Raw genomic sequence first — 25,236 nt, 5'->3', positions numbered from 1 at the left:
GTACGGCCAGGGCGCGTGCCGGGCGTGGGCGGCGAGGCCGGCGGGCCGGGCGGGCCGGGCGGGCCGGGCGGGCCGGGCGGGCCGGGCGGGCCGGGCGGGCCGGGCGGGCCGGGCGTGGCGTCAGGCGGGGGTGCGGGTCCGCTCTCCGGCGGCCGCCCCCGCGAGGAGGCGCAGGGCCGCCTCGGAGGGGGAGCCGGCCTCCGCCGTGTAGGCGACCAGCGTCTGGTCGGGGTCGTCCGGAAGGCTGAGGGCCTCGTAGGCGAGGGTGAACCCGCCGGCCAGCGGGTGCCGCAGGCGGTAGCCGCCGTGCGTCTTCCCGGAGACCTCCTGGGCCCGCCACATCGGCCCGAACTCCGGGCTGTGCTCGGTGAGTTCCTCGATCAGGGCATGGGCGCGGGGGTCGTGGGGGTGGCGCGCGAGGTCGAAGCGGAGGTGGGCGACGAGGTCGCGGGCCTTGGTCTCCCAGTTGGCGAACCGGTCGCGCGTCGCGGGGTGCAGGAAGACCGCCCAGGCCTTGTTGCGCCGCTGCGCCGGCAGGGCGGTGAAGTCGGTGAACAGCGCCGCGAAGAGCGGGTTCCAGGCGAGGACGTCGGTGCGGCGGCCCAGGACGAAGGCCGGGGTGCCGGGGATCGACTCCAGCAGCCTGAGCAGGCCGGGCCGGACCCGCTGCGGCTCCTGGGCCGCCGGAGCGGGGGCTCCGCGCCCGGTGTTGCGCACCAGCCGGGTCAGGTGGGCGGTCTCGGCGCCGTCCAGCCGCAGGGCGGCGGCCACGGCCCCGAGGACGGCCTCGGAGACGTTCTCGGCGCGGCCCTGTTCGAAACGGGTGTAGTAGTCGACGCTGACCCCGGCGAGCTGCGCCAGCTCCTCGCGCCGCAGCCCCGGTACCCGGCGCCGCCCGCCGAAGGCGGTCAGCCCCGCGTCCTCGGGCCGGATCCGGGCACGGCGGGAGCGCAGGAAGTCACCGAGCTCGGTCTTGGGTCCGCTCTGCGTCATGCTCCGCATCCTAAGCCCGCCCGCCACGTCCGACGGCCGCCCGACGGCGGGGGAACGCGCAGGTCAGGCCCTTGCCCCGGCCGTGCCCCGGGAGGGGCGGAGCGGCGGGGAGGGGCCCTGCGCGGCTGCCGGCGGGGGCAGGTGACGGCCCGTCGGGTGCGCGGGGCGCGTCGCCTAGGGTGGCCGTATGCCCGGATCCTCCACTGCCGCACCGCCGGCCGAGACGCCCCCCGAACCTCCCGTGGCCGTCTGGCGGATGCTGCGGCGGCCGCTGCGGTTCCTGGGGTCCTGGTGGCCGTGGCGGTGCTGGGCGTACCTGGGCGGCGGGTGCGCGCTCGGGTACGGGGTGCTGTGCGCCCTGGTCCTGCTGCTGGGGCTCGGGGTGCTGCTGGCGGTGGCCGGGATCGGGCTGGTGCTGCTGGTCGGTGCCGTGGCCGGGGCGGTGCCGCTCGGGGAGCTGGAGCGGTGGCGGCTGCGGTGGGTGGAGCCGGAGCCCGTCGGGGATCCGCACACCTCGCTGGCCGGGGCCGGCCCGGCGGCCTGGCTGCGGACGCGGCTGCGGGAGCGCGCCACCTGGCGGGAGTTGGGGTACGCGCTGCTGTTCGGGGTGGTCTTCGGGGCGGCCGGGTTCGGGGTGCTGGGTTTGCTGGCGCTCTCCCTGATGCTGGCGGCGGCCCCGGTGATCGTGTGGGCCCTCGCCCCGGAGCCGGTGATGCTGATACCCGGGGAGGCGGTGGCGGGACCGTTGGAGGCGCTCGGCGGGACCGCCGTGGGGCTGGCCGGGCTGGTGCTCGCCGCGTACGCGGGCGCGCTGGTCGCCGGGGCGCAGGTCAAGACGGCCCGGCTGCTGCTCGGGCCGCGCGAGGAGGACGCCCGGGTGCTGGAGCTGACCCGGTCGAGGGTGCGGCTGGTGGAGGCCTTCGAGGCGGAACGGCGCCGCATCGAGCGGGACCTGCACGACGGTGCCCAGCAGCAGCTGGTCGCCCTCAGCATGACCCTGGGCCTGGCCGAGCGGGAACTGCGCAGGGCCGCAGCCGCACCGGCGCCCCCGGCTCCGGGCGGACCGGCCTCAGGGGGTGTTCCCGTGGGTGGTCCGCCCGGACAGGCCGTGCACGTCGGCGGCCCGCCCCCGGTGGAGAGCGCGGCCGTGCTCGTGCGCCGGGCGCGCGGGGAGGCGAAGCTGGCCCTGTCGCAGCTGCGGGACCTGGTGCGGGGCATGCACCCGCAGGTGCTGTCCGACCACGGGCTGGCCGCCGCCGTCGCCGAGGTGGCGCTGCGCCACCCGGTGCCGGTCGCCGTGGACCTGGACGTGCCCCGGCTGCCCGAACCGGTCGAGGTCACCGCGTACTTCACCGTCACCGAGGCCCTCGCCAACGCCGCCAAGCACAGCGGCGCCTCCCGGGTCGCGGTCGCCGGTAGGGTCGAGGGCGACCGGCTCACCCTCACCATCACCGACGACGGCCGCGGCGGGGCCGATCCCGGCGCGGGGGCGGGCCTGGCGGGACTCGCGGACAGGGTGGCGATGTTGCGGGGGAGACTGACGGTGTCCAGCCCGGTCGGCGGGCCCACACGGCTGCGGGTGGAGGTGCCGTGCTCCGGGTGATCCTCGCCGAGGACTCGGTGCTGCTGCGCGCGGGCCTGACGGAGCTGCTGGCCCTCGGCGGCCACCGGGTCCTCGCGGCCGTCGGCGACGCCCCGGCCCTGCTGCGGGCCGTGGAGGCCGAACGGCCGGACGTGGTCGTCACGGACGTGCGGATGCCGCCCGGGCTGCGCGACGAGGGGCTGCGGGCCGCGCTCGAACTGCGGTCCCGGGACCCCGCGCTGCCGGTCCTGGTCCTCTCGCAGTACGTGGCCACCGCCTACGCGACGCAGCTGTTCGCGGGCGGTTCTGCGGCCGGGCTGGGCTATCTGCTCAAGGACCGGGTCGGCGAGGTGGAGGAGTTCCTCGACGCCCTGCGGCGGGTGCACGCGGGGCAGACGGTCATCGACCCCGAGGTGGTCCGCGTCCTGCTGGCCCCACGGCCCGTGGACGACCCGCTGGCCCGGCTGACCCCGCGCGAGCGCGAGGTGCTCGCCCTGATGGCGGAGGGCCTCAACAACCAGGCCGTGGCGGCCCGGCTGTTCGTCACCGAGGCCTCCGTCGTGAAGCACGCCGGCAGCGTCTTCGCGAAGCTGGAACTGGACCCGGCGGAGGGCAATCGCCGCGTCCTGGCCGTCCTGGCCCACCTGCGCGGCGCCGCAAGCCCGGGGCCCGCATAGTGATGAGGCTGTGACCTGGGGGCATTCAGATCGGCGGAAGCGGTCACTAGGGTCTCAGGGTGCCGAAGAACGATGCGATGCCCCCAGGCCCGGACGGACCGGACGAGGACAAGTGGAACGTGGTCCTCGACGAGGACTTCGTCCGCGGCGCCTCGATCCACGAGCCCGCCGCGCCCGAGCGCACGCGCACCTGGCCGGTCGTCCTCGGACTGTGCCTGCTGATGGCGGCCCTGGCACTCGTCACTCTGGAGATGACGGACCCCGCCGACGAGGAACGCGTCACCGCCCGGCCGAGGCACACGGCCTCCGCCCCGGCCGCCACCGGCGCTCCCGCCGCCCCCGCCGCCACGGCCTCCCCGACCGCCCCGACCGCCCCGGCGTCGCCTCCCGCCCCCGGCGCCGCCGCCGACCGCCCGATGGTCCCGCTGGCCGACGTCTTCCCGTCCGAGGTCCCGGACGGCGCCGGGGGCGCCTTCACCCTGGTGGGTGCGAAGGTGCTGGACTCCTGCACCCGGCCGGACTCGGTCGGTCCCCGCCTCACCCGCATGATCTCCGAGGGCAAGGGCTGCGTCGGCGAGCAGGTCGCGCTCTACAAGGACGCGCAGGACAACCAGTTCAACCTCGCCGTGTTCACCCTGAGGGACCCCCGGGACACCGTGGGGGTGGTGACCAGCCTGTCGATGGCCTTCGACGACTACCAGGTCGGCCCGCAGGCCCCGCCGCCCGGATCCGGGCTGGCGACCCTGGGGCCCGAGACCGGGCTGGTGCAGTCCTTCACGGGCGTGGGCCGCGTGATGGTGGTCGGGCTCGCGCAGTGGAGCGACGGCCGCAGCGGCGGCTTCCAGAAGCTGGTCGACCGGCTGCAGCCCCTGCAGAACGAGGCCGGCGCGAGGGTGCACCGCTACGAGGGCGCCGGCACGCCCTGACCCCGGACCGTCAGCGGACCGGCGCCGACCGCGGCCCCCGCGTCCGGGACCGGGCCACCACCCGCGAGGGGACGGGGCCCGCGGGGGCCGCCGAGCGAGCCCAGACCACCAGCAGCACGGGCAGCGCCAGGTAGCCGAAGCGCCCCGCCGGGGCCAGCACGAAGGCCAGGGTGAGCCCGAGTGCGAGGCGGTCCGCCGCGGCCACCAGCGTGCGCGGCGGGCGCACCCGCAGCGAGAGCGCCACCGCCAGGCCGGCCGCCACCAGCAGGGCCACCGTCAGGTACCAGCCCCACGGCCCGAGCTCCGCGAGCAGGTGCCCCGGCAGGGGGCTGCCCGCCGGGGTCGGCACCGGCGCCCGGCCCGTCGGGAAGGCGAACACCTGCCGCCACAGCTCCGCCGGCTGGAGCACGGCGCCCGGCAGCACCAGGGCGGCCGTGACCGCCCCCGCCACCACCGCGCAGCGGACCGCCGCCCGGGCACCGGAGCGGGAGCCGAGGAGGGCCGCCGCCACCGCCACCGCGGGCAGCGCCGTCCACTTGAGGGCGCACGCGGCGCCCAGGGCCGCCCCGGCGAGACCCGGGCGCCCGGAGGCGGCCGCCGCGAGGGCGAGGCAGCACAGCCCCGCCAGCGGCAGGTCCACCCCGCTCACCGCCAGCGGCAGCGCCACCACCGGCGAGGCCACCAGCAGCGGGAGCAGGGGTGAAGGGCCTGCGCCGAGGAGGCGGCGGCCGGCCCGCAGGCCGGCGAAGAGCACGGCCGCGCACCACAGGCGGGCGTCGCCCAGCAGCCGGACCGCCCACTCCCCTCCCCCGCCGGAGCCGCCTTCCAGCAGGGCGCGGGGGAGGCCGAGGAGGGACGCGGCGGGGAGGTAGGGGGTGTACTCCCCCACCCCGGCGGGGTGGTCGACGTACGTCTTCCCGGTGTCGAGGAGGAGCCGCCCGGACCGTTCGATCACGCCGACCTCGGACTGGCCCTGCCCGGTCAGGACCAGGAACAGGAGGGGGACGGCGACGGCGCCCAGCAGGGCCGCGCCGAGCGCCGCGCGGCGCCGGCCGAGGGCGGTGGCCGCCGCGGCGGCGAGGTATCCGGCCCCCGCGCACCACCCCCACAGGCGGTGCGGGGCCAGGGTGGAGAACAGCGGGAAGGACAGGGCCCACGCGGCGGCGAGCAGCCAGCCGGCGGTCCACCGCGCGGTACGGGAAGGGGTCATGGCCCCATTCCAGCCGGGCGGACCCGGCCCGGTCTGCACGTCCAGGCGGAGCTTCCGGGGTGGGGTTTTCCCTACCCCGGCCGCTTCTTGCGGACGCGCCGAAGGGCGCGACCCCGGCGGGGTCGCGCCCTTCGGGCGGCGGGGTCGGGGGCCTTACGCCTCCGGGGAACCGCCGAAGCGCTCGCGGTAGGACTCCAGGTCCTCCTCGGTGATCCGGGCGAAGAGCACCGGCGGCACCGTGAACGGGGTCCCGGCGGGGACCGCGTCCAGTGCCCTGGCCTGCTCCGGGGTCACCCAGGTCGCGGTGTCGCCGGGCAGGTCGAACGCGGTGCGCATGGCGCGCGCCGAGGCCGGGATGAACGGCTCGGAGACCACCGAGTAGAGGTGGATGAGGTTCATCGCGGTGCGCAGGGTGAGCGCGGCGGCGTCGAGGTCGGTCTTGACCTCCAGCCAGGGGGCCTTCTCGTCCAGGTAGGCGTTGCCGGCGGACCACAGGGCGCGCAGCGCGGCCGCGGCCTTGCGGTACTGGAGGGTCTCCATGTGGCCCTCGTACTCGGCGAGCAGCTCGGCGATCTGCTCGCCCAGCTTCGCCTCGGCCTCGCCCGCGGGGCTGCCGGCCGGGACCTCGTCGCCGAACTTCTTGCGGGAGAAGGTCAGGACGCGGTTGACGAAGTTGCCGAGGGTGCCGCCGAGGTCCTTGTTGACCGTGGCGGCGAAGTGCTCCCAGGTGAAGGAGGAGTCGTCGGACTCGGGGGCGTTGGCGATCAGGAAGTAGCGCCAGAAGTCGGCCGGGAGGATCTCCAGCGCCTGGTCGGTGAAGACGCCGCGCTTCTGCGAGGTGGAGAACTTGCCGCCGTAGTAGGTCAGCCAGTTGAAGGCCTTGACGTAGTCGACCATCTTCCACGGCTCGCGGGTGCCGAGCTCGGTGGCGGGGAACATCACCGTGTGGAACGGGACGTTGTCCTTGGCCATGAACTGGGTGTAGCGGACGTCCTCGGCCTCGTACCACCACGCCTTGTAGTCGCGGGCGGCCGGGTCGGCGTCGGCCCACTCCTTGGTGGAGGCGATGTACTCGATCGGCGCGTCGAACCAGACGTAGAAGACCTTGCCCTCGGCGGCCAGTTCGGGCCAGGTGTCGGCCGGGACCGGGACGCCCCAGTCGAGGTCGCGGGTGATGGCGCGGTCGTGGAGGCCCTCGGTCAGCCACTTGCGGGCGATGGAGGAGGCCAGCTGCGGCCACTCCTCCTCGTGGCGCGCGACCCAGGCCTCGACCTCGTGCTGGAGCTTGGACTGCAGGAGGAAGAGGTGCTTGGTCTCGCGGACCTCCAGCTCGGTGGAGCCGGAGATGGCCGAGCGGGGCTCGATCAGGTCCGTGGGGTCCAGGACGCGGGTGCAGTTCTCGCACTGGTCGCCGCGCGCCTTGTCGTAGCCGCAGTGCGGGCAGGTGCCCTCGACGTAGCGGTCCGGCAGGAAGCGGCCGTCGGCGGGCGAGTACACCTGCCGGATCGCGCGCTCCTCGATGAAGCCGTTCGCCTGGAGCTGCCGCGCGAAGTGCTGGGTGATCTCGGCGTTCTGCGCGGAGGAGCTGCGGCCGAAGTAGTCGAAGGACAGCTCGAAGCCGTCGTAGACCGCCTTCTGGGCGTCGTGGGCCTGCGCGCAGAAGTCGGCGACGGAGATCCCGGCCTCCTTCGCGGCGAGTTCGGCGGGGGTGCCGTGCTCGTCGGTGGCGCAGATGTAGAGGACGTCGTGGCCGCGCTGGCGGAGGTACCGGGAGTACACATCCGCCGGAAGCATCGACCCGACCATGTTGCCCAGGTGCTTGATCCCGTTGATGTAGGGAAGCGCGCTGGTGATCAGGTGTCGAGCCATCCTCGGATGCTCCATTTCAGTTCATTTCTACGGATCCATGCGGCTCCGTGCGGCGGCGGCCCGCCGGGGGCGTGCCGTGCCGAATACGCATGGTGAGGCGGTTCATCGTATCGAACCGCGGGCGCGGACCCCGACCGGTATCCGGAGGGCGGACGGGGACCCCGCGCCGGGGCGCGGGAGGGGACGGCGGAGGCCCGCGGGCGGGCCTCCGAAGGCGTACGTGCCGCCGGGATATGCGTACGTGCCGACCGACCCTCCGCCTGATCGACTTCGTTCACGAACCGGTCACCACCCAACGTAATCCCTTCAGGTTTCTCCTCCACGCCCCCCGAGTGCGCCGGTACTGCTCTCATGGACCGGCACCAGGGGATGAGGTGGGGAACGGTGAACGATGGCGGACCGGAGGAGTCCGGCGGGGCCGTGGGACTGCCCAGCCGGCGGCGGCAGCCGACGCCCATGAGCCAGTGGAACCCGACCGCGCGCCTGTCGTACTGGGCCTTCCACAGCAACCGGCGGCCGGCGTACATGCGCTTCGCGTACCTCCAGCTCGGCTCCGACGCCGATGCCGAGGACGCGGTGGACGCCACCTTCGACTCGATCATGCACGAATGGCTGCGCATGCTGCACATGGACCGTCTCGACGCCTACGCCTGGACCGTGCTCAAGCAGCGCATCGTCGACTGGCAGCAGCGCCGCGACCCCCGCCTGCGCCGGCCCGAGCCGATGGACATCAGCGCCTTCGAGGCGGCCCTCAAGGAGGTGCACCCCGACCAGTACGAGGTGCTGACGGACACCATCCGCTTCTACCAGGCCGTCGCCCGCCTGGCCGAGCGGCAGCGCGACACCGTGGTGCTGCGCTACGGGCTCCACTGCTCCCCGGGCGAGGCCGCCGCCGTGATGGGGGTCGACGAGGCCACCGTCCGCTCGCAGCTCGGCCAGGCCCACCGGCGCCTCGCGCGGCTGCTCGACGCCGCCCCCGAATCATGAGTGCCGCCGACGACCGCACCGGCGCGCACGGCGGCTCCGGCCCGGCCCCCCGCGCCCTGTCCGAGTTCCTGGCGCGCGCGGGCGTGCGCGACCGCTACCCGCACTACGACCTGGGCGCCGCCGAGGCCCGCCTGCTGCGCCCGCCCCGCGCCCCCGGCGCCCCGGCCGCGACGAACCGCAGCCGGCGGCGCCCCTTCGGCTGGAGCGACCCCGCCCGGGACTGCCCGCTGGACTCCGAACGGGCCCGCCGGGACCTCAAGGCCGCCTGCCTGGCCGTGGTGTGCGACCCGCAGGCCGGGCGCGACCTCGGCCGGTTCGCCGACGGCACCCACGCCGACCCGCCGGGGGCGCTCGTCTTCGGCTGCCTGCTGCACCTGGCGGGGCTGCGCGAGGGCGCGCGGTTCTGGTGGCAGTTCGCCGCCGGGTCCGGGAGCGCGCGCACCGCCCCCGCCGCCTACTGCCTCTTCCTCGACCACTCCCGGCGCGGCGAGCACCACGACGCCCGCCTCTGGGCCCGCGAGCTGGGCCGCCGGGGCTTCCGGCCGGGCGGCCGCCGGGAGCTGCGCGAGGTCCGGCTGTGCGCGCAGGCGGCCGTCCTGCGGTACGTCGACCAGTGCGACGACCCCGACCTGGGCCCGGTGCCGCTGCCCCGGCCGGAGCTCCCCGGGGTGCTGACCGCCTTCCTGGCGCCGCCCCCGGTGCCGGAGCACCGTGAGCGGCGGGAGCGCCGGCCGCGCCCCGCCGCGGGCCCGCCGCGCCACCCCGCGCCGGCGTCGGCCGCGCGCGGGACGGCGGTGCGGACCGACACCGGCGAGGCCATGGAGCAGGCGCGGCGCGCCCTGGACGTCGTACGGGTCCTGGAGCGGCACCCGCTGGGGGTGCGGGCCGGGCGGCTCGCGCGGAGGACCGGGCTGACGGACGCGGCGCTGCGCCCACTGCTGTCGATGCTGTGCGAGGAGGAGTACGCCTCCCGCCCGGGCGCCGGGGTGTACGCGCCCGGCCCGGCCCTGGACCGGCTCGCGGCCCCGGGCGGCGCGGGCCTGGCGGACCAGCTCCAGCGCACCCTGGCGCTGGCCCGGGACAGCGCGCGCGCCGCCGTCTACCTGAGCCGGTACGCGGAGGGGGAGGTCCGGATCACCCAGATGGCGGACGGCCCGGGCGCTCCGCCGGTGCGGGAGTGGGTGGACTTCCGGGACGCCGCGCACGCGAGCGCGGTCGGCAAGTGCCTGCTGACCCAGCTCGACCACGACGTCCGGGCCGACCACGTGGCCCGCCACCGCCCGGCCCGGCTCACCCCGCACACCATCACCGACAGCCGGGTCCTGTTCAGCGCCCTGGACGCGCTGGCCCCCGGCGCCCCGGTCTTCGACCTGCGCGAGTACTCCCCCGGCGTCGTCTGCGCGGCGGTGCCCATCGCCACGGGCGGCGCCGCCGGAAGCCTGGCGCTCTCCCTGCCCGCCGCGCACGCCCACCGCCTGCGCGGAGCGACGGAGGCCCTGCGCCGCAAGGCGGTCCCCGTGCTGCTGGCCCTGCTGCTGTCGGGTGCGATCCCCCCGGACACCCCGGCGGATGGGGCGGCCGGGGCCGTGCCCGCGGCGGACACCGCGCCGACCCCGGAGGCCCTGCGCCACCTGGGCCGGGTCTTCCGGACCCCGCTGGCCCGGTTCACGGAGTCGGCCTCCGGGCCGCACCTGGTCAGCGACTCCGTGTCGGGGGCGGCGTACCTGTTCGACGACACCGGCCCGGGGGGCGGCGGCCCTCGCCTGGCCCTCCCCCGGACCCTGGGCCCCCTGGCTCCGGGCAGCCTGCCGGCCCGCGGGGGCCTGGTGGTCCTGGGCACCTGACGGATCGCGGGGCCCGCGGGGGCGGGTCGCGCGGGGGTCTAGGCGCCGGGGACGAAGGAGTCCAGGGCCGTGTCGAAGTGGGCCCTGGCCTGCGCGAGGCGGCCGACCGGGGCCGACACCCAGACGTCGTACATCCGGCCGTTCTCGTCCCAGCACAGGTCGTAGGTGTGCCGGGCGCCCTCGGCGGCGGTGAAGCCGTTCCAGGTGAACTCCCACAGGGCCGCAGGGAGTCCGTCGTGGGTGGTGGGGACGACCGAGTGGTCGCGGTAGCCGGGGTTGTTGGACGGGCCGTCCGCGTCGGACCGCCGCATCGCGGCGAGCGGGCCGCCCGGCGACGAGGGCCCGACCTTGATGCCGATCCGGAACGCGCCGTCCGCGGAGACGTAGAAGACCCGCTGGTCGTCGGTGGTGCGCTGGAAGCCCAGGGGTACGGCGAGGGCGAACCCGTCCGGGTCCGCCACCGTCCGGTACCCGTCGGGCGCGGCCCTGCCGGGCTGCGCCTGCGGGGGCGGGGCGGTGGCGGTCACCGTGGCGGTGGCCGTCGCCGTGGCCGCCGCGGCCGGCGCCGACACCACCGGGAGCCGCGGGCCGGTCGTCGCCGCGCCGGGGGAAGGCGTGGCGCGCTCGCCCTGCGCGGCCGGCCGCCCCCCGGCGTCCGTACGGTCCGAGAGGAGGGAGGTCACGGCGACCGAGCCGATGACGGCCGCCAGGACGAGCGCGGCGACCAGCCCGACGCGCAGGCCCGCCCGGGGCTGCGGCGCGGGCCCGGTGTGCGCGGTGGCGCGTTCGGTCGGCGTGTAGCCGGCCGGGGCGGGGGCCGCGGGGCCGACGGGCCGGTGCGGGCCGGGGGCGTGGCCGAGGAGGGGGAGGCTGCCGGTGGTCACGTACGCCGACAGCATCCGACGGGCCTGAGCCACCTCCAGCCGGCGCCCGGGGTCGCGCTCCAGCAGGCCCCGGACCAGCGGGGTCAGCGGCCCGGCCTGGGCCGGCGGGCGGATCTCGTCGTGGACGACGGCGTGCAGGACCCCGCCCAGCGAGTCCCGGTGGAAGGGGGACTCGCCGGTCAGCGCGGCGCACAGCAGGGCGCCCAGGGACCACAGGTCGGACGCGGGGCCGGCGTCGGCCCCCTGCATCCGCTCGGGAGAGGTGTACTCGGGCGAGCCCACGAACGCGCCGGTCTCGCTGATGGTGGTGGAGCCCGCGAGGCGGGCGATGCCGAAGTCGGTGAGCACCACCCGTCCGGTGCCCGCCTCCATGAGGACGTTGGCGGGCTTGACGTCCCGGTGCAGCACCCCGCGCTCGTGCGCCGCGCCGAGGGCGCCGAGCAGGGCGAGTCCGACGCGGGCGGTCTCGCCGGCGTCCAGGGGGCCGTCGGCGGTGAGGCGGTCGGCGAGCGAGCCGCCCTCGACGAGTTCCATGACGATGTACGGCCGGCCGTCGTCCTCGACGACGTCGTGCACGACGACCACGTGCGGATGCTTGATCTGGGCGACGGTGCGCGCCTCGCGCAGCGCCCCCGCCGTACGCTCGCCCTCGCCGACGTGGAGTTCCTTCACGGCGACCGAACGGCCCAGGAGCTCGTCGGAGGCCTGCCAGACGGTTCCCATGCCGCCGCGGCCCAGCCTCTTCCCCAGGCGGTACCGCCCGGCGATCACGACCTCGTTGCGCGGTTCGTCCTGCGGCACGCTGCTCCCCCTCGACCCGGTCAGGCCCATGATGCCGCACGGGCGGATCCGGCCACCGGGTTCTGCGGCAGCCCGCGCGGCTCCGCCCCGGAACGCAAAAGAAGAACCCCACCGGAGTGGGGTTCTTCGTCTGTGTCCGAGGGGGGACTTGAACCCCCACGCCCGATAAAGGGCACTAGCACCTCAAGCTAGCGCGTCTGCCATTCCGCCACCCGGACCGGTGGTCGGCCCCGGTTTCCCGCGGCGACATGGACAACAATAGCAAAGGATCGGCGGGCCTCCGACCAGGTTTCCCGCCCGGCCGCCGGCCCGCCACGCCGCGCTGACCTGCGGGCATGCTCCGGGGCCGGATACGGCGGGGCCCGCCCCGGTACGGGGCGGGCGCCGGGCGGGGCCCGGTCTGATCCGCAAGGCGCGCCCTAAGGGCAGCGGATGACCTGGCCGGCGTACGAGAGGTTGCCGCCGAAGCCGAACAGGAGGACCGGGGCGCCGGAGGGGATCTCGCCGCGCTCGACCAGCTTGGAGAGGGCCATCGGGATGCTGGCCGCCGAGGTGTTGCCGGAGTCGACGACGTCCCGGGCGACGACGGCGTTCACGGCGCCGATCTTGGCGGCGAGGGGCTCGATGATCCGCAGGTTGGCCTGGTGCAGGACGACGCCGGCCAGCTCCTCGGGGGTGATCCCGGCCTTCTCGCAGGCCTTGCGGGCGAGCGCGGGCAGCCGGCTGGTGGTCCAGCGGTAGACGGACTGGCCCTCCTGCGCGAAGACCGGGGGTGTGCCCTCGATGCGCACCGCGTGCCCCATCTCCGGGACCGAGCCCCACAGCACGGGGCCGATGGCGGGCTCGGCGCAGGCCTCGACCACGGCCGCGCCGGCGCCGTCGCCGGTCAGCACGCAGGTGGTGCGGTCGCTCCAGTCGGTGATCTCGGCCATCTTGTCGGCGCCGATGACCAGGGCGCGGGTGGCGGATCCGGACCGGATGGCGTGGTCGGCGGTGGCGAGGGCGTGGGTGAAGCCCGAGCAGACGACGTTCAGGTCCATCACGGCGGGCGCACTGCTCATGCCCAGCTTGGCGGCGACGCGGGCGGCCATGTTCGGGGAGCGGTCGATGGCCGTGGAGGTGGCCACCAGCACGAGGTCGACGTCGTCGGGGGTCAGGCCGGCGTTGGCCAGGGCCTTCGCGGCGGCCTGGTAGGCCAGCTCGTCGACCGGCTCCTCGGGACCGGCGATGTGGCGGGTCCTGATACCGACCCGGGAGAGGATCCACTCATCGCTCGTCTCGACCATGGCCGCGAGGTCCTCGTTGGTGAGCACCTTCGCGGGCTGGTAGTGCCCAAGCGCCACCACGCGTGAACCGGTCATGGGCGGGATCCCCCTTTGTACGGCAGTCAGGATCATTCACCTTCTCCTGCTACTGATGAGTACGTCTGCGTGTAACCCAACAGGATTAGGCCATGGGAATTTGGAGAATTCCGAGCATCCTCCTGACCGGAGACGGGGCCCGTCCGGGATCCGGGAGAATGTCCTCGTCAGGTGCACGATCGGGTGTGCGACGGGAACGGAACGGACGGGCTGATCGCGATGGGACGGGTCACCGAGCGGCGCCGCGTCGTACGGGTACGGGGCAGGGCGGCCGGTGTCCGGCCGGACACCCTCGTCGCCGAGGAGCCGCTGGAGATACGGCTGAACGGCAAGCCGCTGGCCATCACGATGCGCACCCCCGGTGACGACTTCGCGCTGGCGGCGGGATTCCTGGTCAGCGAGGGCGTGATCGCGCGGGCCTCGGACGTCCGGGCCGTGACCTACTGCGAGGGGGCCACGGAGGACGGCTCCAACACCTACAACGTGGTGAACGTGCAGCTGGCCCCCGAGGTTCCGGTGCCGGACATCACGCTGGAGCGGAACGTCTACACGACCTCCTCCTGCGGCCTGTGCGGCAAGGCCAGCCTGGACGCGGTGCGCACGGCGACCCGCTTCCCGGGGCTCGCGGCGGATCCCGTGCGGATCCCCGCCGACCTCCTCTCCCTGCTGCCGGACCGGCTGCGCGCGGCGCAGAAGGTCTTCGACCGCACGGGCGGACTCCACGCCGCCGGGCTGTTCTCGGCGGAGGGCGAGCTGCTCGACCTGCGGGAGGACGTGGGGCGGCACAACGCCGTGGACAAGATCGTCGGACGGGCGCTGCAGGACGGGCGGCTGCCGCTGGCCGGGGCGGTCCTGCTGGTCTCGGGCCGCGCCTCCTTCGAGCTGGCGCAGAAGGCCGTGATGGCCGGGATCCCGGTGCTGGCGTCGGTGTCGGCGCCGTCCTCGCTCGCGGTGGACCTGGCCCTGGACTCGGGGCTGACGCTGGTGGGCTTCCTGCGGGGGCCGGACATGAACATCTACGCGGGTGAGGAGCGGATCCTCCTGCCCGCCCCCGACGCGGCGTAGCGAGCGCCCGGCTACCGGCGGCGGCCCCGGCGCGGGGTGGCGGCCGGCTTCGGCTCCGGGGGGTCGATGCGGTGCAGGTCGAGGGTGGCCGGGAGCGGGGTGGTGCCGGGGCCGCCGGACGCGGCCCAGGCGATAATCTCGTCGGTGGCGGTGTCGTCCAGGGCCCAGCCGAACCAGACGGCGCGGGCGCCCCGGCGGCGGGCCTCGGTGGTCGGCTGGACCACGATGACGTTGGCCCGCTCGCAGGGCCCGAGGCAGTCGCTGGTCCGCACCGCCAGTCGGCCTCCGGACGCGGCGGCGGCCTCCTGGAGCCGGGCGAGCTGGCCCGCGTGGTCGGTGCCGGGGTTCTTGCGGGGGTCCCCGCAGCAGCAGCCCCGGCAGACCACGAGGGTGCAGGGGCGCGGGGCATGGGCGGCGAGCGGGCGTATCCAGGTCACCGACGCACGTTACCGGCCGCGCGGAGCGGGGTGTTGGAGCCGGGGGGAGACCTCCGCCACACGGGTGCCGGGGAGTTGGACGCCGTCCGGGGTCAGCGGGTCGCGGGCGCGCCGGCGGGCCAGGACGGCGCAGACCATCAGCTGCATCTGGTGGAAGAGCATCAGCGGTAGCACGGCGAGGGACGCCTGGGCCCCGAACAGGACGCTGGCCATGGGGAGTCCGGCGGCGAGGCTCTTCTTCGACCCGGCGAACTGGATCGCGATCCGGTCCTCGCGGCCGAAGCCGAGGCGGGCGGCCCCGTACCAGGTGGCGAGGAGCATGACGGCGAGGAGCGCGGCCTCCACGGCCATCAGCGCGCCCAGGCTCCGCAGGCCGACCCGGTGCCAGACGCCGGCGGCCATGCCCGCGCTGAAGGCGGCGTACACGACGAGCAGGATCGAGCCCCGGTCGACGTAGCCGAGCACCTTCCTGTGGCGGGTCAGGAAGCCGCCGACCCAGCGGCGCAGGACCTGCCCGAGGAGGAAGGGGAGCAGCAGCTGCACGACGATCTTGAGGAGGGCGTCGGTGGAGAGGGCGCCGCTGCCGCCGCCGAGCAGGGCACCGGCGAGGAGGGGCGTGAGGACGATGCCCGCGAGGCTGGAGAAGGAGCCGGCGCAGATGGCCGCGGGGACGTTGCCCCGGGCGATCGAGGTGAAGGCGATGGACGACTGGACGGTCGAGGGGACCAGGCAGAGGAAGAGCAGGCCCTGGTAGAGGGGCTGCGACAGGAGGGCGGGGACCAAGGCGCGGGCGGCCAGGCCGAGGGCCGGGAAGAGCAGGAAGGTGCAGGCCAGCACGGTGAGGTGGAGGCGCCAGTGGCGCAGTCCGTCGAGGGCCTCTCGGGTGGAGAGCCGGGCCCCGTAGAGGAAGAAGAGCAGGGCCACGGCTGCGGAGGAGGCGCCCTCGGCGACGGCGGCCGCCGGACCGCGGGCGGGGAGCAGCGCGGCGAGGCCCACGGTGGCGAGCAGTGCCGACACGTAGGGGTCCAGGGGGAGGCGGGCGGGGAGGCGGGGGCGTCGCATGGCGGTGCTCGCTTGCTGTCGGAAAAGGGCGCCCCCGTGGCGGAGGGGCGGCTCCCATCGTCGCCGGTGGACGGTCATCGGGAAACCCGCACACCGCTCTGACTGTCATCGCGTTCCGTGATGGCCGCGCATAGTCTGGGGGTGTGTACGACCCGGTGCAGCTGCGGACCTTCCTCACCGTGGCCCAGACGCTCAGCTTCACCCAGGCCGCGGGGCGGCTCGGGGTGCGGCAGTCCACCGTCAGCCAGCACGTGCGGCGGCTGGAGGAGGCCACCGGCCGGCCGCTGTTCGCCCGGGACACCCACAGCGTCGCGCTGACGGAGGACGGGGAGGCCCTGCTGGGCTTCGCGCGCACGATCCTGGAGGCGCACGAACGGGCGGCGGCCTTCTTCACCGGGACCCGGCTGCGCGGGCGGCTGCGGTTCGGGGCGTCGGAGGACTTCGTGCTCACCCGGCTGCCGGAGATCCTGGAGGGGTTCCGGCACGAGCACCCCGAGGTGGACCTGGAGCTGTCGGTCGAGCTGTCGGGCATCCTGCACGAGCGGCTGGACGCGGGGCGCCTGGACCTGGTGCTGGCCAAGCGGCGCGGGCCCGGGGACGAGCGGGGCCGGCTGGTGTGGCGGGACCGGATGGTGTGGATCGGGGCGGAGGGGCTGCGGCTGGACCCGGAGCGCCCGGTGCCGCTGATCGTGTTCCCCCCGCCGGGGATCACCCGGGCGCGGGCGCTGGAGGTGCTGGAGCGTGAGGGGCGGGCCTGGCGGATCGCCTGTACGAGCGGCAGCCTGAGCGGTCTGATCGCGGCGGCCCGCGCGGGGCTGGGGGTGATGGCGCACACCCGGGGGCTGATCCCGCCGGGGCTGGTGCGGGTGGGCGGGCTGCCGGAGCTGGGCCCGGTGGAGTTCGCCCTGCTCCAGGGCCGCCGTCCGACGCCGGCCGCGGAGGCCCTGGCGGCGGCCGTCCTGGCGGGCGGCGACCGCCTGAGCCGGCCGGCGTAGGACGGACCGGGGTGACGTCCCCGGTGGGGGCCGCGGGGTGACGTCCCCGGTGGGGGCCGAACGGTGGTCCGGGTGACGCCCCTTCGGGGTTCCGGCGGACGAGTGCGCAGGTCACGCGGGGTGGCGCGCGGGGGGATCCTGTGGAGATCTCCGCAGGGGTGCCGGGGGGCGCGGCCGGTGGGGTAGCGTCTCGGCGCCCGGGACCCAAGGAGCGGAATGTTGCGCGAGTTCACCGTGCCCCCCGTGGTCAGCGGCTCGCCGGTCGGCGGCCTGGCCGACGTGGTCTTCGAGCATGCCGGGCAGGACCCCGACGGGGTGGCGCTCGGGCGCAAGACGGCCGGGGCGTGGCGGGACGTGACCTCCGCGGAACTGGCCGGCGAGGTGCTCGCGCTCGCGAAGGGGCTGCTGGCCCAGGGGGTGCGCTTCGGGGACCGGGTCGCGGTGATGGCGCGCACCCGCTACGAGTGGACCCTGTTCGACTTCGCGCTGTGGGCGATCGGCGCGCAGCCCGTCCCCGTCTACCCGACGTCCTCGGCGGAGCAGGTGCACTGGATCCTCTCCGACTCCTCCTGCACCGGGTGCGTCGTGGAGGACGAGGACCAGGCGATGACGGTCGGTTCGGTGATCGAGGGGCTGCCGGAGCTGCGGATGCTGTGGCAGCTCGACGCGGGGGCGCTGGCGGAACTGGTGGCGGCCGGGCGGGGGGTGGACGAGGACGTGGTGCACCGGCACCGGCGGGCCGTGACCCCCGACGCGGTCGCCACCGTCATCTACACCTCGGGGACCACGGGCCGCCCCAAGGGGTGCGTGCTCACCCACGCGCACTTCATGTTCGAGGCCGACACGCTGGTGTCCCGCTGGCAGTCGGTCTTCCGGGCCGGGCCGGGCGAGCAGCCGTCCACCCTGCTGTTCCTGCCGCTGGCCCACGTCTTCGGGCGGATGGTCGAGGTGGCCGCCGTACGGGCGCGGGTCAAGCTCGGCCACCAGCCGGCGCTCGCCGCCTCGGAACTGCTCCCGGACCTGGCGGCCTTCCGGCCGACGTTCGTGCTGGGGGTCCCGTACGTCTTCGAGAAGGTCTTCGCGGCGGCGCGGCGCACGGCGGAGGCCGAGGGGCGCTCGGGGCCCTTCGACCGGGCGGTGGAGACGGCCGTGCGGTACGCGCAGGCGCGGGAGCAGAAGGCGTTCGGGGCCGGTCCGGGCCCCTCGGCGGCGCTGCGGATGGAGCACCAGCTCTTCGAGAGGCTGGTGTACGGCAAGGTCCGCGAGGCCCTGGGCGGGCGGTTGCGGCACGCGATGTCGGGCGGGTCGGCGATGTCGCGGCGGCTGGGGCTCTTCTTCGACGGCGCCGGGATCACGGTGTTCGAGGGGTACGGGCTGACGGAGTCCTGCGCGGCGGCCACCGCGAACCCGCCGGGGGCGGTGAAGTACGGGACGGTGGGGCCCCCGATCCCGGGGACCACGGTGCACATCGCCGAGGACGGGGAGGTGTGGCTGCACGGCCCCCACGTCTTCGCCGGCTACCTGGGCGACACCCGGGCCACGGAGGAGGTGCTGCGCGGCGGCTGGCTGGCGACCGGGGACCTGGGGCGGCTGGACGGGGACGGCTATCTGACGATCACCGGGCGCAAGAAGGAGGTCCTGGTGACCTCGAACGGCAAGAGCGTGGCCCCGGCGGCGCTGGAGGAGCGGGTGCGCTCGCACCCGCTGGTGTCCCAGTGCGTGCTGGTGGGCAACGACCGGCCGTTCGTCGCGGCCCTGGTGACCCTGGACATGGAGGGGATAGCGCACTGGCTGTCGATGCGCGGGCTGGCGCAGCGGTCGGCGGAGCAGCTGGTGGAGGATCCGGCGCTGACGGCGGAGGTGCGCCGGGCGGTGGTGGCCGCCAACACCCTGGTGTCGCAGGCCGAGCAGATCCGCGCCTTCCGGGTGCTGGCCGGGCAGTTCACGGAGGAGCGGGGGCTGCTGACGCCCTCGCTGAAGCTGAAGCGCCGGGCGATCGAGAAGGCGTACGCCCGGGAGATCGCGGGCCTCTACCCCTCCTGAGGCCCCCTCCCGAGGCCGCCCCCTCCGGAGGCCGGGCTGGGCCGTCCGGGTGGTGCCGGGCGGCCGCTCCGATGGCCGGGAATATGCGGCGCGTGAGGCCGGTTGTGGCCCCTCGTGCGTCCCGCGCGCACCGCCCCGCACCGCGCCGACCCCGAGGAACACCCACCGTGAACCAGGTCCCCCGCATCAAGCTCAACAACGGCACGCTGATGCCCCAGCTCGGCTTCGGCGTCTGGCAGGTGCCGGACGCCGAGGCGGAACGGGTCGTCGGGAGCGCGCTGGAGGCCGGCTACCGCAGTGTCGACACGGCGGCCGTCTACGGCAACGAGCGGGGAACCGGCCGGGCGGTGACCGGCTCCGGGCTGCCGCGCGAGGAGCTGTTCGTCACCACCAAGCTGTGGAACGGGCCGGACCGGCGCTGGGACCGGGACGCGGTGCTGCGCGCCTTCGACGACTCGCTCGGCAAGCTGGGCCTGGACCACGTCGACCTGTACCTGATCCACTGGCCGCGCCCGATGCGCGACGACTTCCTCACCATCTGGAAGACCTTCGAGGAGATCGCGGCGAGCGGCCGCGCCCGGGCCGTCGGCGTGTCGAACTTCCGCCCGGCGGACCTGGAGCGGCTCGGGGCCGAGAGCCCCCTGGTCCCGGCGGTGAACCAGGTCGAGCTGCACCCGCTGTTCCCGCAGGCCGAACTGCGCGCGCTGCACGCCTCGCTCGGCATCGCGACCGAGGCCTGGTCCCCGCTCGGCCAGGGCAAGGAGCTGCTGGAGCTCCCGGCGGTGGCCGCCGTGGCCGCCAAGCACGGGCGCAGTGCGGCGCAGGTGGTGCTGCGCTGGCACCTGCGGCAGGGCACCATCGTGATCCCGAAGTCGGTGACCCCGTCCCGGATCCGCGAGAACCTGGACGTGTTCGGGTTCGAGCTGGACGCCGAGGACCTCGCGGCGCTCGACGCGCTGGGCGCGGACGGGGGCCGCATCGGTCCCGACCCGGCCGTCTTCGACGTCTGAAGCGGACGTGGACGCTCCCCGCTCCGGCGGCTCCGCCGCCTCCTCGGGCGCTTCCGGCCCTGACGGTCCCCCGGGCCCGCGTGCAGGGGTCTATCTGATCCGCAACGCGGGCAGCGGGCTGGTGCTCCAGCTGGAGGGCGCCTCCCGGGTGCGGGTCGGCCCCGACGGGCCGCCCGCGCCCGTGGCCGCCCGGCGGTGGCGGCTCGCGCCGACGCACAGCGGTTCCGGTGTGTTCCACGTGGTGAGCGAGGACAACGGCCGGCGCCTCGACGTCGCGAACGCCTCCACGGACAGCGGGGCGCGGGTGCAGGTGTGGCGGGCCAACGCCTTCGGCGCCCAGGAGTGGGTCGTCGAGGAGCACCTGGAGGACCCGGGGGTGGTCTCCCTGGTGGCGTGCATCAGCGGCCTGCTGCTGGAGGCCGACGGCGAGGGCCGGGCCCGGCAGGGCGAGGACGCCGACTCCCCGTCGCAGTGGTGGCGGCTGGAGCCGGCCTGACCCCCGCCGGGGCCGGCCGGCCGGCGGTCAGCTCGCGCCGTGGGCGGGGGCGAGGGCCTCGACGCGTTCGGCCAGGGCGAAGTCGTTCTCGGTGACGCGGCCGCCGGCGTCGTGGCTGTTCACCGCGAGGCGGACGGTGTTGTAGCCGAGGGTGAGGTCGGAGTGGTGGTTCAACTCGTCCTGGACCACGCAGATGTGGACCACGAGCGCGCTGGCGGCGCGGTGCGTGTCCACCCGGTAGGTGCGCAGGATCCGGTCGTCCTCGAAGGCCCAGCCGGGGAGTTCCCGGAGCCGGTCCTCGATCTCCTTCTGCGAGAGCGGTTCGCTCGGCATCCGCAGCCTCCTCGTGCTCGTTGCCCGGTCTCTGATCCGTGATGTGCAGTCAGTTTTCCACGGTACGCGCCGGAGCGAACCCTTCCCGCGCCGGTGCGCCCGGGCGCGTCCCCGGGACCGCCGGGCGCGCCGTCCCACACCCCGGGACGCCTCCGGCCCGCCCGAGGGCCCTCCGTTAACGTCGTGGCCATGACGACCTCGACCTTGGCGGACGGCACCTCCGTGGGTCCCCTGCTGCGCGCCTGGCGGGTGCGGCGCGGGATCAGCCAGCTGGAACTGGCGGGCCGCGCCGACTCCTCCTCGCGGCACATCAGCTTCATCGAGACGGGCCGCTCGCGGCCCAGCGAGGAGATGGTGCTGCGCCTCGCCGACCACCTCGACGTTCCGGTGCGCGAGCGCAACGCGCTGCTGCTGGCGGCCGGTTACGCGCCGCGGTACGCGCACACCCCGCTCGACGACCCGTCCATGGGGGCCCTGCGCGAGGGCCTGGAGCGGCTGCTGACCGGCTACGAGCCGTATCCGGCGCTGGTCGTGGACGGGACGTACACGGTGATCGCGGCCAACCGGGGCATCGCGATGCTGCTGGACGGGGTGTCGGAGCACCTGCTGGCGCCTCCGCTGAACGCCATGCGGCTCACCCTGCACCCCGAGGGCCTCGCCCCGCGGATCCACAACCTGCGCGAGTGGCGGGGGCACCTGCTGGCCCAGATGGAGCGGCAGATCGCGCTGGCCCGCTCCGCGCCGCTGCGCGCCCTGTACGAGGAGGTGGCCGCGTACCCGGTGGCGGAGCGGCCGGGGGACGCCGAGCCGGACGAGCCCGTCCCGTACATCGCGCTGCCCCTGCGCATCGAGCACGACGGGCAGCTGCTGTCGTTCGTGTCGTCCATCTCCACCTTCAACACGCCGATGGACGTGACCGTCGCCGAGCTCGCCATCGAGACCTTCCTCCCGGCGGACCCGGCGACGGTGAAGTACCTGCGCACCCTGGGGTGACCCGCGCCCCGCCTCAGCGGGCGGCGGGGGCGGTCGCGCGCAGCGCCAGCTGCTGGAGGAGGGCGAAGGAGGCGACGGTGAGGGCCTGGACCGGGATCCACACCGCGCCGGCCGTCGTGGGCGAGAGCCAGACGGCGAGCGAGAGCAGGCTGAGGGCCGCCCAGGCGTAGTTGGCCTCGATGACGAACCGCACCGGGAAGGCCGGCGGGCGGCGGCGCGAGGCCAGCCACCCGACGCCGGCGCCGAAGGCGGTGAGGAAGAGGCCCAGCGCGAAGAGGGCGGACTGGCCCACGCCGAGCAGGCGGCCCAGCGGTCCGGAGAAGGCGGCGTAGGCGAGGCCGTTGCCGGTGGTGACCACGGCGTCGAGGGCCAGGAAGCGGCGCAGCGCGGTCTGCGGGACGGTGGTGCGGGCGAAGCCGGACAGCAGGGTCGCGGACATGGCGGTCAGCCTCCACTGGGGTCGAAGTGCGTGCCGTAGGTGCGGGTTCCGGGGCCGAGTGCGCGGCCCCGGAACCCGATGGCCCCACTGTGCCGCCGCGCTCCCGGCGGGGTCGATTACCTCCGGGGTCATGGCGGGCGGGGTCCCGGAAGGGCCCGTTCGGGGCGGCCGGAAAGCTACCCGTCCGTATGGCGCCAATGTTGGGGATGCGCTGGTTCGGCGCGGGAGCGGCGGCTAGGCTTCACCGCACCGAGCCCCCCTCGAACGCCCTGTCGACGTAGGAGAACCACCCGGTGCGAGCCGCCACCCGCCGCGACGCGCACGGCCGGGAGCGGTCGCCCGTCGCCGTCGCCGTCGCCGAAGGGGAAGCGCGATGAGGACCACCCGGACCATGCGCAGGCTGGCGGCCGACCTGCTGGCGGGCGCGCGGCTCGCGCGGCCGTCCGGGGCCCCCGAGATCATCGCCGGGCTGTGCGCCGCCTACGCGCGCCGCCGCGGCGGCCGGCCGGTGGAGTTCCGCCTCGTCCCCTTCCCGCCGGACACGGCGAGCGGGCTGTGGCTGGAACTGGAGGACCGCGATCTGGTCGTCGTCGAGGCGCGGACCCGGCCCGAGCACCAGCTCGTCATCGCCTGCCACGAGCTGTGGCACCTGGACGAGGGCACCTGCGACGTCCACGGCCCGGGCACGGCCGCGGCCGCCCGCCTGGCCGGCCCCCGCGGCAGCCTCGCCGATCTGCTGCGCCCGGACTCGGGGCTGGACGCCGTGGTCCGGCAGGCGGCCGCGCGCGCCGACTCCGAGGACCCCGCGGAGGTCCGCGCCGAGACCTTCGGGCTGCACCTCGGCACGATCCTCAGGACGTACCTGCCCCCGCCCCGGCAGGACCCCTCCCCCGAGGGCATCGACCGGATCAAGTCCTCGCTCGGCTGGAGCCGTTGAGCGCCCGCCCCCGGACGCCCGCCGGCCCCCGCCCACTCGCCCGAGCCGCCGCCGGACCTGCGCCGGGTTCCGGGCGGCCTGACAGAGAGCACCACACGATGACCCAGTCCTCCCCGCCGCGCCACGCCGTCGTCATCGGCGGCAGCATGGCCGGTCTCCTGACGGCGGCCGTCCTCTCCGAGCACGCGACGGTCACGATCATCGACGCCGACTCCCTCCCCGAGGGCCCGGAGCCCCGGCGCGGGCTGCCGCAGGCACGGCACGTCCACGTGATGTGGTCGGGCGGGGCGCGCGCCATCGAGGAGATACTGCCGGGCATCACGGACGCCTGGACGTCGGCCGGGGCGATCCGCCGCCGGCTGCCCACCGACGTGGTGACGATGACCGCCCACGGCTGGCTCCCGCGCTACGGCGAGAAGCAGTTCACCGTCTCCTGCAGCCGCGACCTCCTCGACTCGGTGGTCCGCGCCCGGGTCACCGCCCTGCCCGGGGTCGAGGTCCTCCCGCGCACCCGGGTGCGCGGCCTGGAGGGCACGGCCGCACGGATCACCGGCGTCCGCGTCGACACCCCGCGGGAGGAGGGCCTGCTGGTCCCGGCGGACGTGGTCGTCGACGCCGGCGGGCGCGGCTCGCGCTCCCGGCTCTGGCTGGAGGAGCTCGGCGCGGGCGCCGTCCCCCAGTCCGAGGTCGACTCCGGGCTCGTCTACGCGACGCGGATCTTCCGGGCGCCCGAGGGGGGGCACGCGCTGGGCTTCCCCATCGTCAACGTCCAGTCCGACCCGCGGGTTCCCGTCCCCGGCCGCACCGCGACGATCGTTCCCATCGAGAACGGCCAGTGGCAGGCCACCCTGTCCGGCACCCGGGGCGGGCAGCCGACCGGCGACCCCGAGGCCTTCATCCCGTTCGCCAAGGACCTGCGCGACCCGATCGTGGGGCAGCTCCTGGAAGGGCGCACCCCCCTCACCGACGTCGCCGTCACCCAGAGCACCACGAACCGGCGCCTCCACTTCGAGAAGGCGGACCTCCCCGACGGCTTCTTCGCCGTCGGGGACTCCGTCGCGACCTTCAACCCGCTCTACGGCCAGGGCATGACGGTCGCCGCCCGGGGGCTGCTCGCCGTCCGCGCCCTGCTGCGCTCCGGGGGCCTGTCCCGGCCCGGCTTCGGCAACGCGGCGCAGCGCGCGCTCACCCCGCAGGTGGCCGCCGCCTGGACCCTGGCCACCTCGCAGGACATCCTCTATCCGGGCGCCACGGGCATGCGGCCGAAGCCGGGGTCGGGCCTGCTGGACGCGTACGTCAACCGGCTGATGGCCGGGGCCACCGTCGAGGAGCCGCTCACGGCCGCCTTCTTCGAGGTGATCACGATGACCAGCCCGCCCACCGCCTGGTTCCGCCCGGAGGTGCTCTGGCGGGTGCTGCGCTCCACCGCCCGGGGCGGCCTCAAGGCCCCGCCGCTGACGGCCGCCGAGCGGACGGTGGCCGGGCTCGACCGGCCGGCGGGGGCGGCGCGGCTCCCGGACGGCCGCGCCGACGCCGACGGCCCGGCCCGGGAGGCCGGTCCCGCGGGCCGCTCCCTGTGAGGTACGGCCTGGTCCTCTACCTGGCCGGCTCGGTGATGGCGCTGGCCCTGCTGATCAAGGCCCCGGCCATCCGCCGGGGCTGGGACCAGCCGATCATGCGGGCCGTGTGCGCGCTGCTGGTGGTCGGCGTCCTGCTGACGTTCCTGGCGGCGCCGCCCTCGCTGGCGGCGGTCAACCGGCTCACCGGCGTCGCCAACTTCGCCGCTCCCCTCGTGTACGGGGTCCTGACCGCCTTCTCGGGGGCCTCGGTCGTGCTGATCCTGCACTGGTCGGGGCGTCCGGGGGCGGGCCTGCAGCGGGCGACGCGGCTGACGGTGGGGGCCTTCGGCACGGTGACCGTGCTGATCGCGGTGCTGTTCGCGGTGGGGCACGCGCCGGTCGAGCGGCTGCGGGACCTGGACACGTACTACGCGAACACGCCCTGGCTGCGCGAGATGATCGTCTGCTACCTGCTGGCGCACACGGTCGGCAGCACGGCGCTGAGCGTGCTCTCCCTGAAGTGGATGCTGCGCGTGGACCCCGCGCTGCGGCCGCTGCGCACGGGGCTGGCGCTGCTGATGCTCGGCGGGGTGCTGGACCTCGGCTACCTCGTCGCGAAGTGGGCGGCGGTCGGTGCCCGCTGGGCGGGCCGCGACTGGGACGTGCTGTCCACGGACGTGGCCCCGCCGCTGGCCTCGGCGGCGGCGCTGCTGGTGGGTTCGGGGTTCGTGGT

At 75.5% G+C, this 25,236-nt stretch carries 21 protein-coding genes, 1 tRNA gene and 2 pseudogenes; 14 read left to right on the top strand and 10 right to left on the bottom strand.

Annotated elements, in window-relative coordinates; all coding sequences use genetic code 11:
* Positions 1-120: 120 nt before the first annotated feature.
* Positions 121-993, bottom strand: coding sequence for a helix-turn-helix transcriptional regulator (locus AB0469_RS39420; RefSeq protein ID WP_366456424.1), 873 nt, complete (start codon positions 991-993; stop codon positions 121-123).
* 187 nt (positions 994-1,180) lie between these two features.
* Between AB0469_RS39420 and AB0469_RS39415 the strand changes: the two genes are divergently transcribed.
* Genes AB0469_RS39415 through AB0469_RS39405 form a run of 3 tightly spaced genes read left to right on the top strand, consistent with a single transcriptional unit; the run spans position 1,181 to position 4,178 of the window.
* Entirely contained in the window at positions 1,181-2,596 is a 1,416-nt protein-coding gene (locus tag AB0469_RS39415) for a sensor domain-containing protein (protein ID WP_366456423.1), read from the top strand.
* Positions 2,584-3,252 (top strand): response regulator transcription factor, encoded by a 669-nt coding sequence (locus tag AB0469_RS39410; protein ID WP_366456422.1) that lies wholly within the window; start codon positions 2,584-2,586, stop codon positions 3,250-3,252. The genes AB0469_RS39415 and AB0469_RS39410 overlap by 13 nt, the downstream gene beginning before the upstream one ends.
* Positions 3,253-3,311: 59 nt before the next feature.
* Positions 3,312-4,178 carry a hypothetical protein gene (locus AB0469_RS39405; RefSeq protein ID WP_366456421.1) on the top strand — a complete coding sequence of 289 codons (867 nt, stop codon included), beginning with the start codon at positions 3,312-3,314 and terminating at the stop codon, positions 4,176-4,178.
* Between the two features lie 10 nt (positions 4,179-4,188).
* Here AB0469_RS39405 and AB0469_RS39400 read toward each other — a convergent pair whose 3' ends face one another.
* Together AB0469_RS39400 and metG are read right to left on the bottom strand one after the other, a co-directional pair.
* On the bottom strand, positions 4,189-5,388 hold the full coding sequence (locus AB0469_RS39400; protein WP_366456420.1) for a glycosyltransferase 87 family protein: 1,200 nt from the start codon (positions 5,386-5,388) through the stop codon (positions 4,189-4,191).
* Positions 5,389-5,541: 153 nt separating this feature from the next.
* Positions 5,542-7,257 (bottom strand): methionine--tRNA ligase, encoded by a 1,716-nt coding sequence (gene metG, locus AB0469_RS39395; RefSeq protein ID WP_366456419.1) that lies wholly within the window; start codon positions 7,255-7,257, stop codon positions 5,542-5,544.
* A 384-nt stretch (positions 7,258-7,641) separates the two neighbouring features.
* Between metG and AB0469_RS39390 the strand changes: the two genes are divergently transcribed.
* Positions 7,642-8,244 (top strand): sigma-70 family RNA polymerase sigma factor, encoded by a 603-nt coding sequence (locus AB0469_RS39390; protein ID WP_366456418.1) that lies wholly within the window; start codon positions 7,642-7,644, stop codon positions 8,242-8,244.
* 818 nt (positions 8,245-9,062) lie between these two features.
* Positions 9,063-9,782: pseudogene (locus AB0469_RS39385) on the top strand (IclR family transcriptional regulator C-terminal domain-containing protein); the annotation flags it as partial.
* A gap of 344 nt (positions 9,783-10,126) precedes the next feature.
* Here AB0469_RS39385 and AB0469_RS39380 read toward each other — a convergent pair.
* The 3 genes from AB0469_RS39380 to AB0469_RS39370 all read right to left on the bottom strand — a co-directional run bounded on the left by AB0469_RS39380 (position 10,127) and on the right by AB0469_RS39370 (position 13,134).
* On the bottom strand, positions 10,127-11,803 hold the full coding sequence (locus AB0469_RS39380; protein ID WP_366456417.1) for a serine/threonine-protein kinase: 1,677 nt from the start codon (positions 11,801-11,803) through the stop codon (positions 10,127-10,129).
* Between the two features lie 103 nt (positions 11,804-11,906).
* Positions 11,907-11,991 (bottom strand) — tRNA-Leu (locus AB0469_RS39375).
* A 201-nt stretch (positions 11,992-12,192) separates the two neighbouring features.
* Positions 12,193-13,134, bottom strand: a complete 942-nt coding sequence (locus tag AB0469_RS39370) for a beta-ketoacyl-ACP synthase III (protein ID WP_366456416.1) — start codon at positions 13,132-13,134, stop codon at positions 12,193-12,195.
* A gap of 219 nt (positions 13,135-13,353) precedes the next feature.
* Here AB0469_RS39370 and fdhD point away from each other — a divergent pair, with 219 nt between their 5' ends.
* The gene (gene fdhD / locus AB0469_RS39365) at positions 13,354-14,199 is read left to right on the top strand and encodes a formate dehydrogenase accessory sulfurtransferase FdhD (protein WP_366456426.1); all 846 of its coding nucleotides are present in this window, start codon (positions 13,354-13,356) and stop codon (positions 14,197-14,199) included.
* 11 nt (positions 14,200-14,210) lie between these two features.
* Here the strand turns inward: fdhD and AB0469_RS39360 are convergent, their stop codons facing one another.
* Positions 14,211-14,636: a (2Fe-2S) ferredoxin domain-containing protein gene (locus tag AB0469_RS39360; protein WP_366456415.1), complete on the bottom strand. Its 426-nt coding sequence runs from the start codon at positions 14,634-14,636 to the stop codon at positions 14,211-14,213.
* 9 nt (positions 14,637-14,645) lie between these two features.
* Positions 14,646-15,698, bottom strand: coding sequence for a bile acid:sodium symporter family protein (locus AB0469_RS39355; RefSeq protein ID WP_366456414.1), 1,053 nt, complete (start codon positions 15,696-15,698; stop codon positions 14,646-14,648).
* Positions 15,699-15,841: 143 nt separating this feature from the next.
* Here AB0469_RS39355 and AB0469_RS39350 point away from each other — a divergent pair, with 143 nt between their 5' ends.
* The 4 genes from AB0469_RS39350 to AB0469_RS39335 all read left to right on the top strand — a co-directional run bounded on the left by AB0469_RS39350 (position 15,842) and on the right by AB0469_RS39335 (position 20,242).
* Positions 15,842-16,693 carry a LysR substrate-binding domain-containing protein gene (locus AB0469_RS39350; protein WP_366456413.1) on the top strand — a complete coding sequence of 284 codons (852 nt, stop codon included), beginning with the start codon at positions 15,842-15,844 and terminating at the stop codon, positions 16,691-16,693.
* A 219-nt stretch (positions 16,694-16,912) separates the two neighbouring features.
* Positions 16,913-18,736: a long-chain fatty acid--CoA ligase gene (locus AB0469_RS39345; RefSeq protein WP_366456425.1), complete on the top strand. Its 1,824-nt coding sequence runs from the start codon at positions 16,913-16,915 to the stop codon at positions 18,734-18,736.
* A gap of 167 nt (positions 18,737-18,903) precedes the next feature.
* Positions 18,904-19,746 (top strand): aldo/keto reductase, encoded by an 843-nt coding sequence (locus AB0469_RS39340; protein ID WP_366456412.1) that lies wholly within the window; start codon positions 18,904-18,906, stop codon positions 19,744-19,746.
* A gap of 94 nt (positions 19,747-19,840) precedes the next feature.
* Positions 19,841-20,242, top strand: a complete 402-nt coding sequence (locus AB0469_RS39335; protein WP_042820496.1) for an RICIN domain-containing protein — start codon at positions 19,841-19,843, stop codon at positions 20,240-20,242.
* A 27-nt stretch (positions 20,243-20,269) separates the two neighbouring features.
* Here AB0469_RS39335 and AB0469_RS39330 read toward each other — a convergent pair whose 3' ends face one another.
* On the bottom strand, positions 20,270-20,575 hold the full coding sequence (locus tag AB0469_RS39330) for a 4a-hydroxytetrahydrobiopterin dehydratase (protein ID WP_366456411.1): 306 nt from the start codon (positions 20,573-20,575) through the stop codon (positions 20,270-20,272).
* 189 nt (positions 20,576-20,764) lie between these two features.
* On the opposite strand from AB0469_RS39330, the gene AB0469_RS39325 reads away from it, so the two are divergent.
* The gene (locus AB0469_RS39325) at positions 20,765-21,568 is read left to right on the top strand and encodes a helix-turn-helix transcriptional regulator (protein WP_366456410.1); all 804 of its coding nucleotides are present in this window, start codon (positions 20,765-20,767) and stop codon (positions 21,566-21,568) included.
* A gap of 13 nt (positions 21,569-21,581) precedes the next feature.
* Here AB0469_RS39325 and AB0469_RS39320 read toward each other — a convergent pair whose 3' ends face one another.
* The gene (locus AB0469_RS39320; RefSeq protein ID WP_366456409.1) at positions 21,582-22,007 is read right to left on the bottom strand and encodes a hypothetical protein; all 426 of its coding nucleotides are present in this window, start codon (positions 22,005-22,007) and stop codon (positions 21,582-21,584) included.
* A 373-nt stretch (positions 22,008-22,380) separates the two neighbouring features.
* Between AB0469_RS39320 and AB0469_RS39315 the strand changes: the two genes are divergently transcribed.
* The 3 genes and pseudogenes from AB0469_RS39315 to AB0469_RS39305 form a co-directional block, all read left to right on the top strand.
* Complete coding sequence (locus tag AB0469_RS39315; RefSeq protein WP_366456408.1) at positions 22,381-22,944, top strand: toxin-antitoxin system, toxin component; 564 nt, start codon at positions 22,381-22,383, stop codon at positions 22,942-22,944.
* Positions 22,945-23,042: 98 nt separating this feature from the next.
* Entirely contained in the window at positions 23,043-24,524 is a 1,482-nt protein-coding gene (locus AB0469_RS39310; RefSeq protein WP_366456407.1) for an FAD-dependent monooxygenase, read from the top strand.
* Positions 24,521-25,236 (top strand): annotated as a pseudogene (locus tag AB0469_RS39305) (hypothetical protein); the annotation flags it as partial. The gene AB0469_RS39310 and the pseudogene AB0469_RS39305, both read left to right, overlap by 4 nt.

This window comes from Streptomyces sp. NPDC093801 (assembly GCF_040701585.1).
Taxonomy (GTDB): domain Bacteria; phylum Actinomycetota; class Actinomycetes; order Streptomycetales; family Streptomycetaceae; genus Streptomyces.
This window is presented reverse-complemented; position numbering and strand designations above follow the sequence as displayed.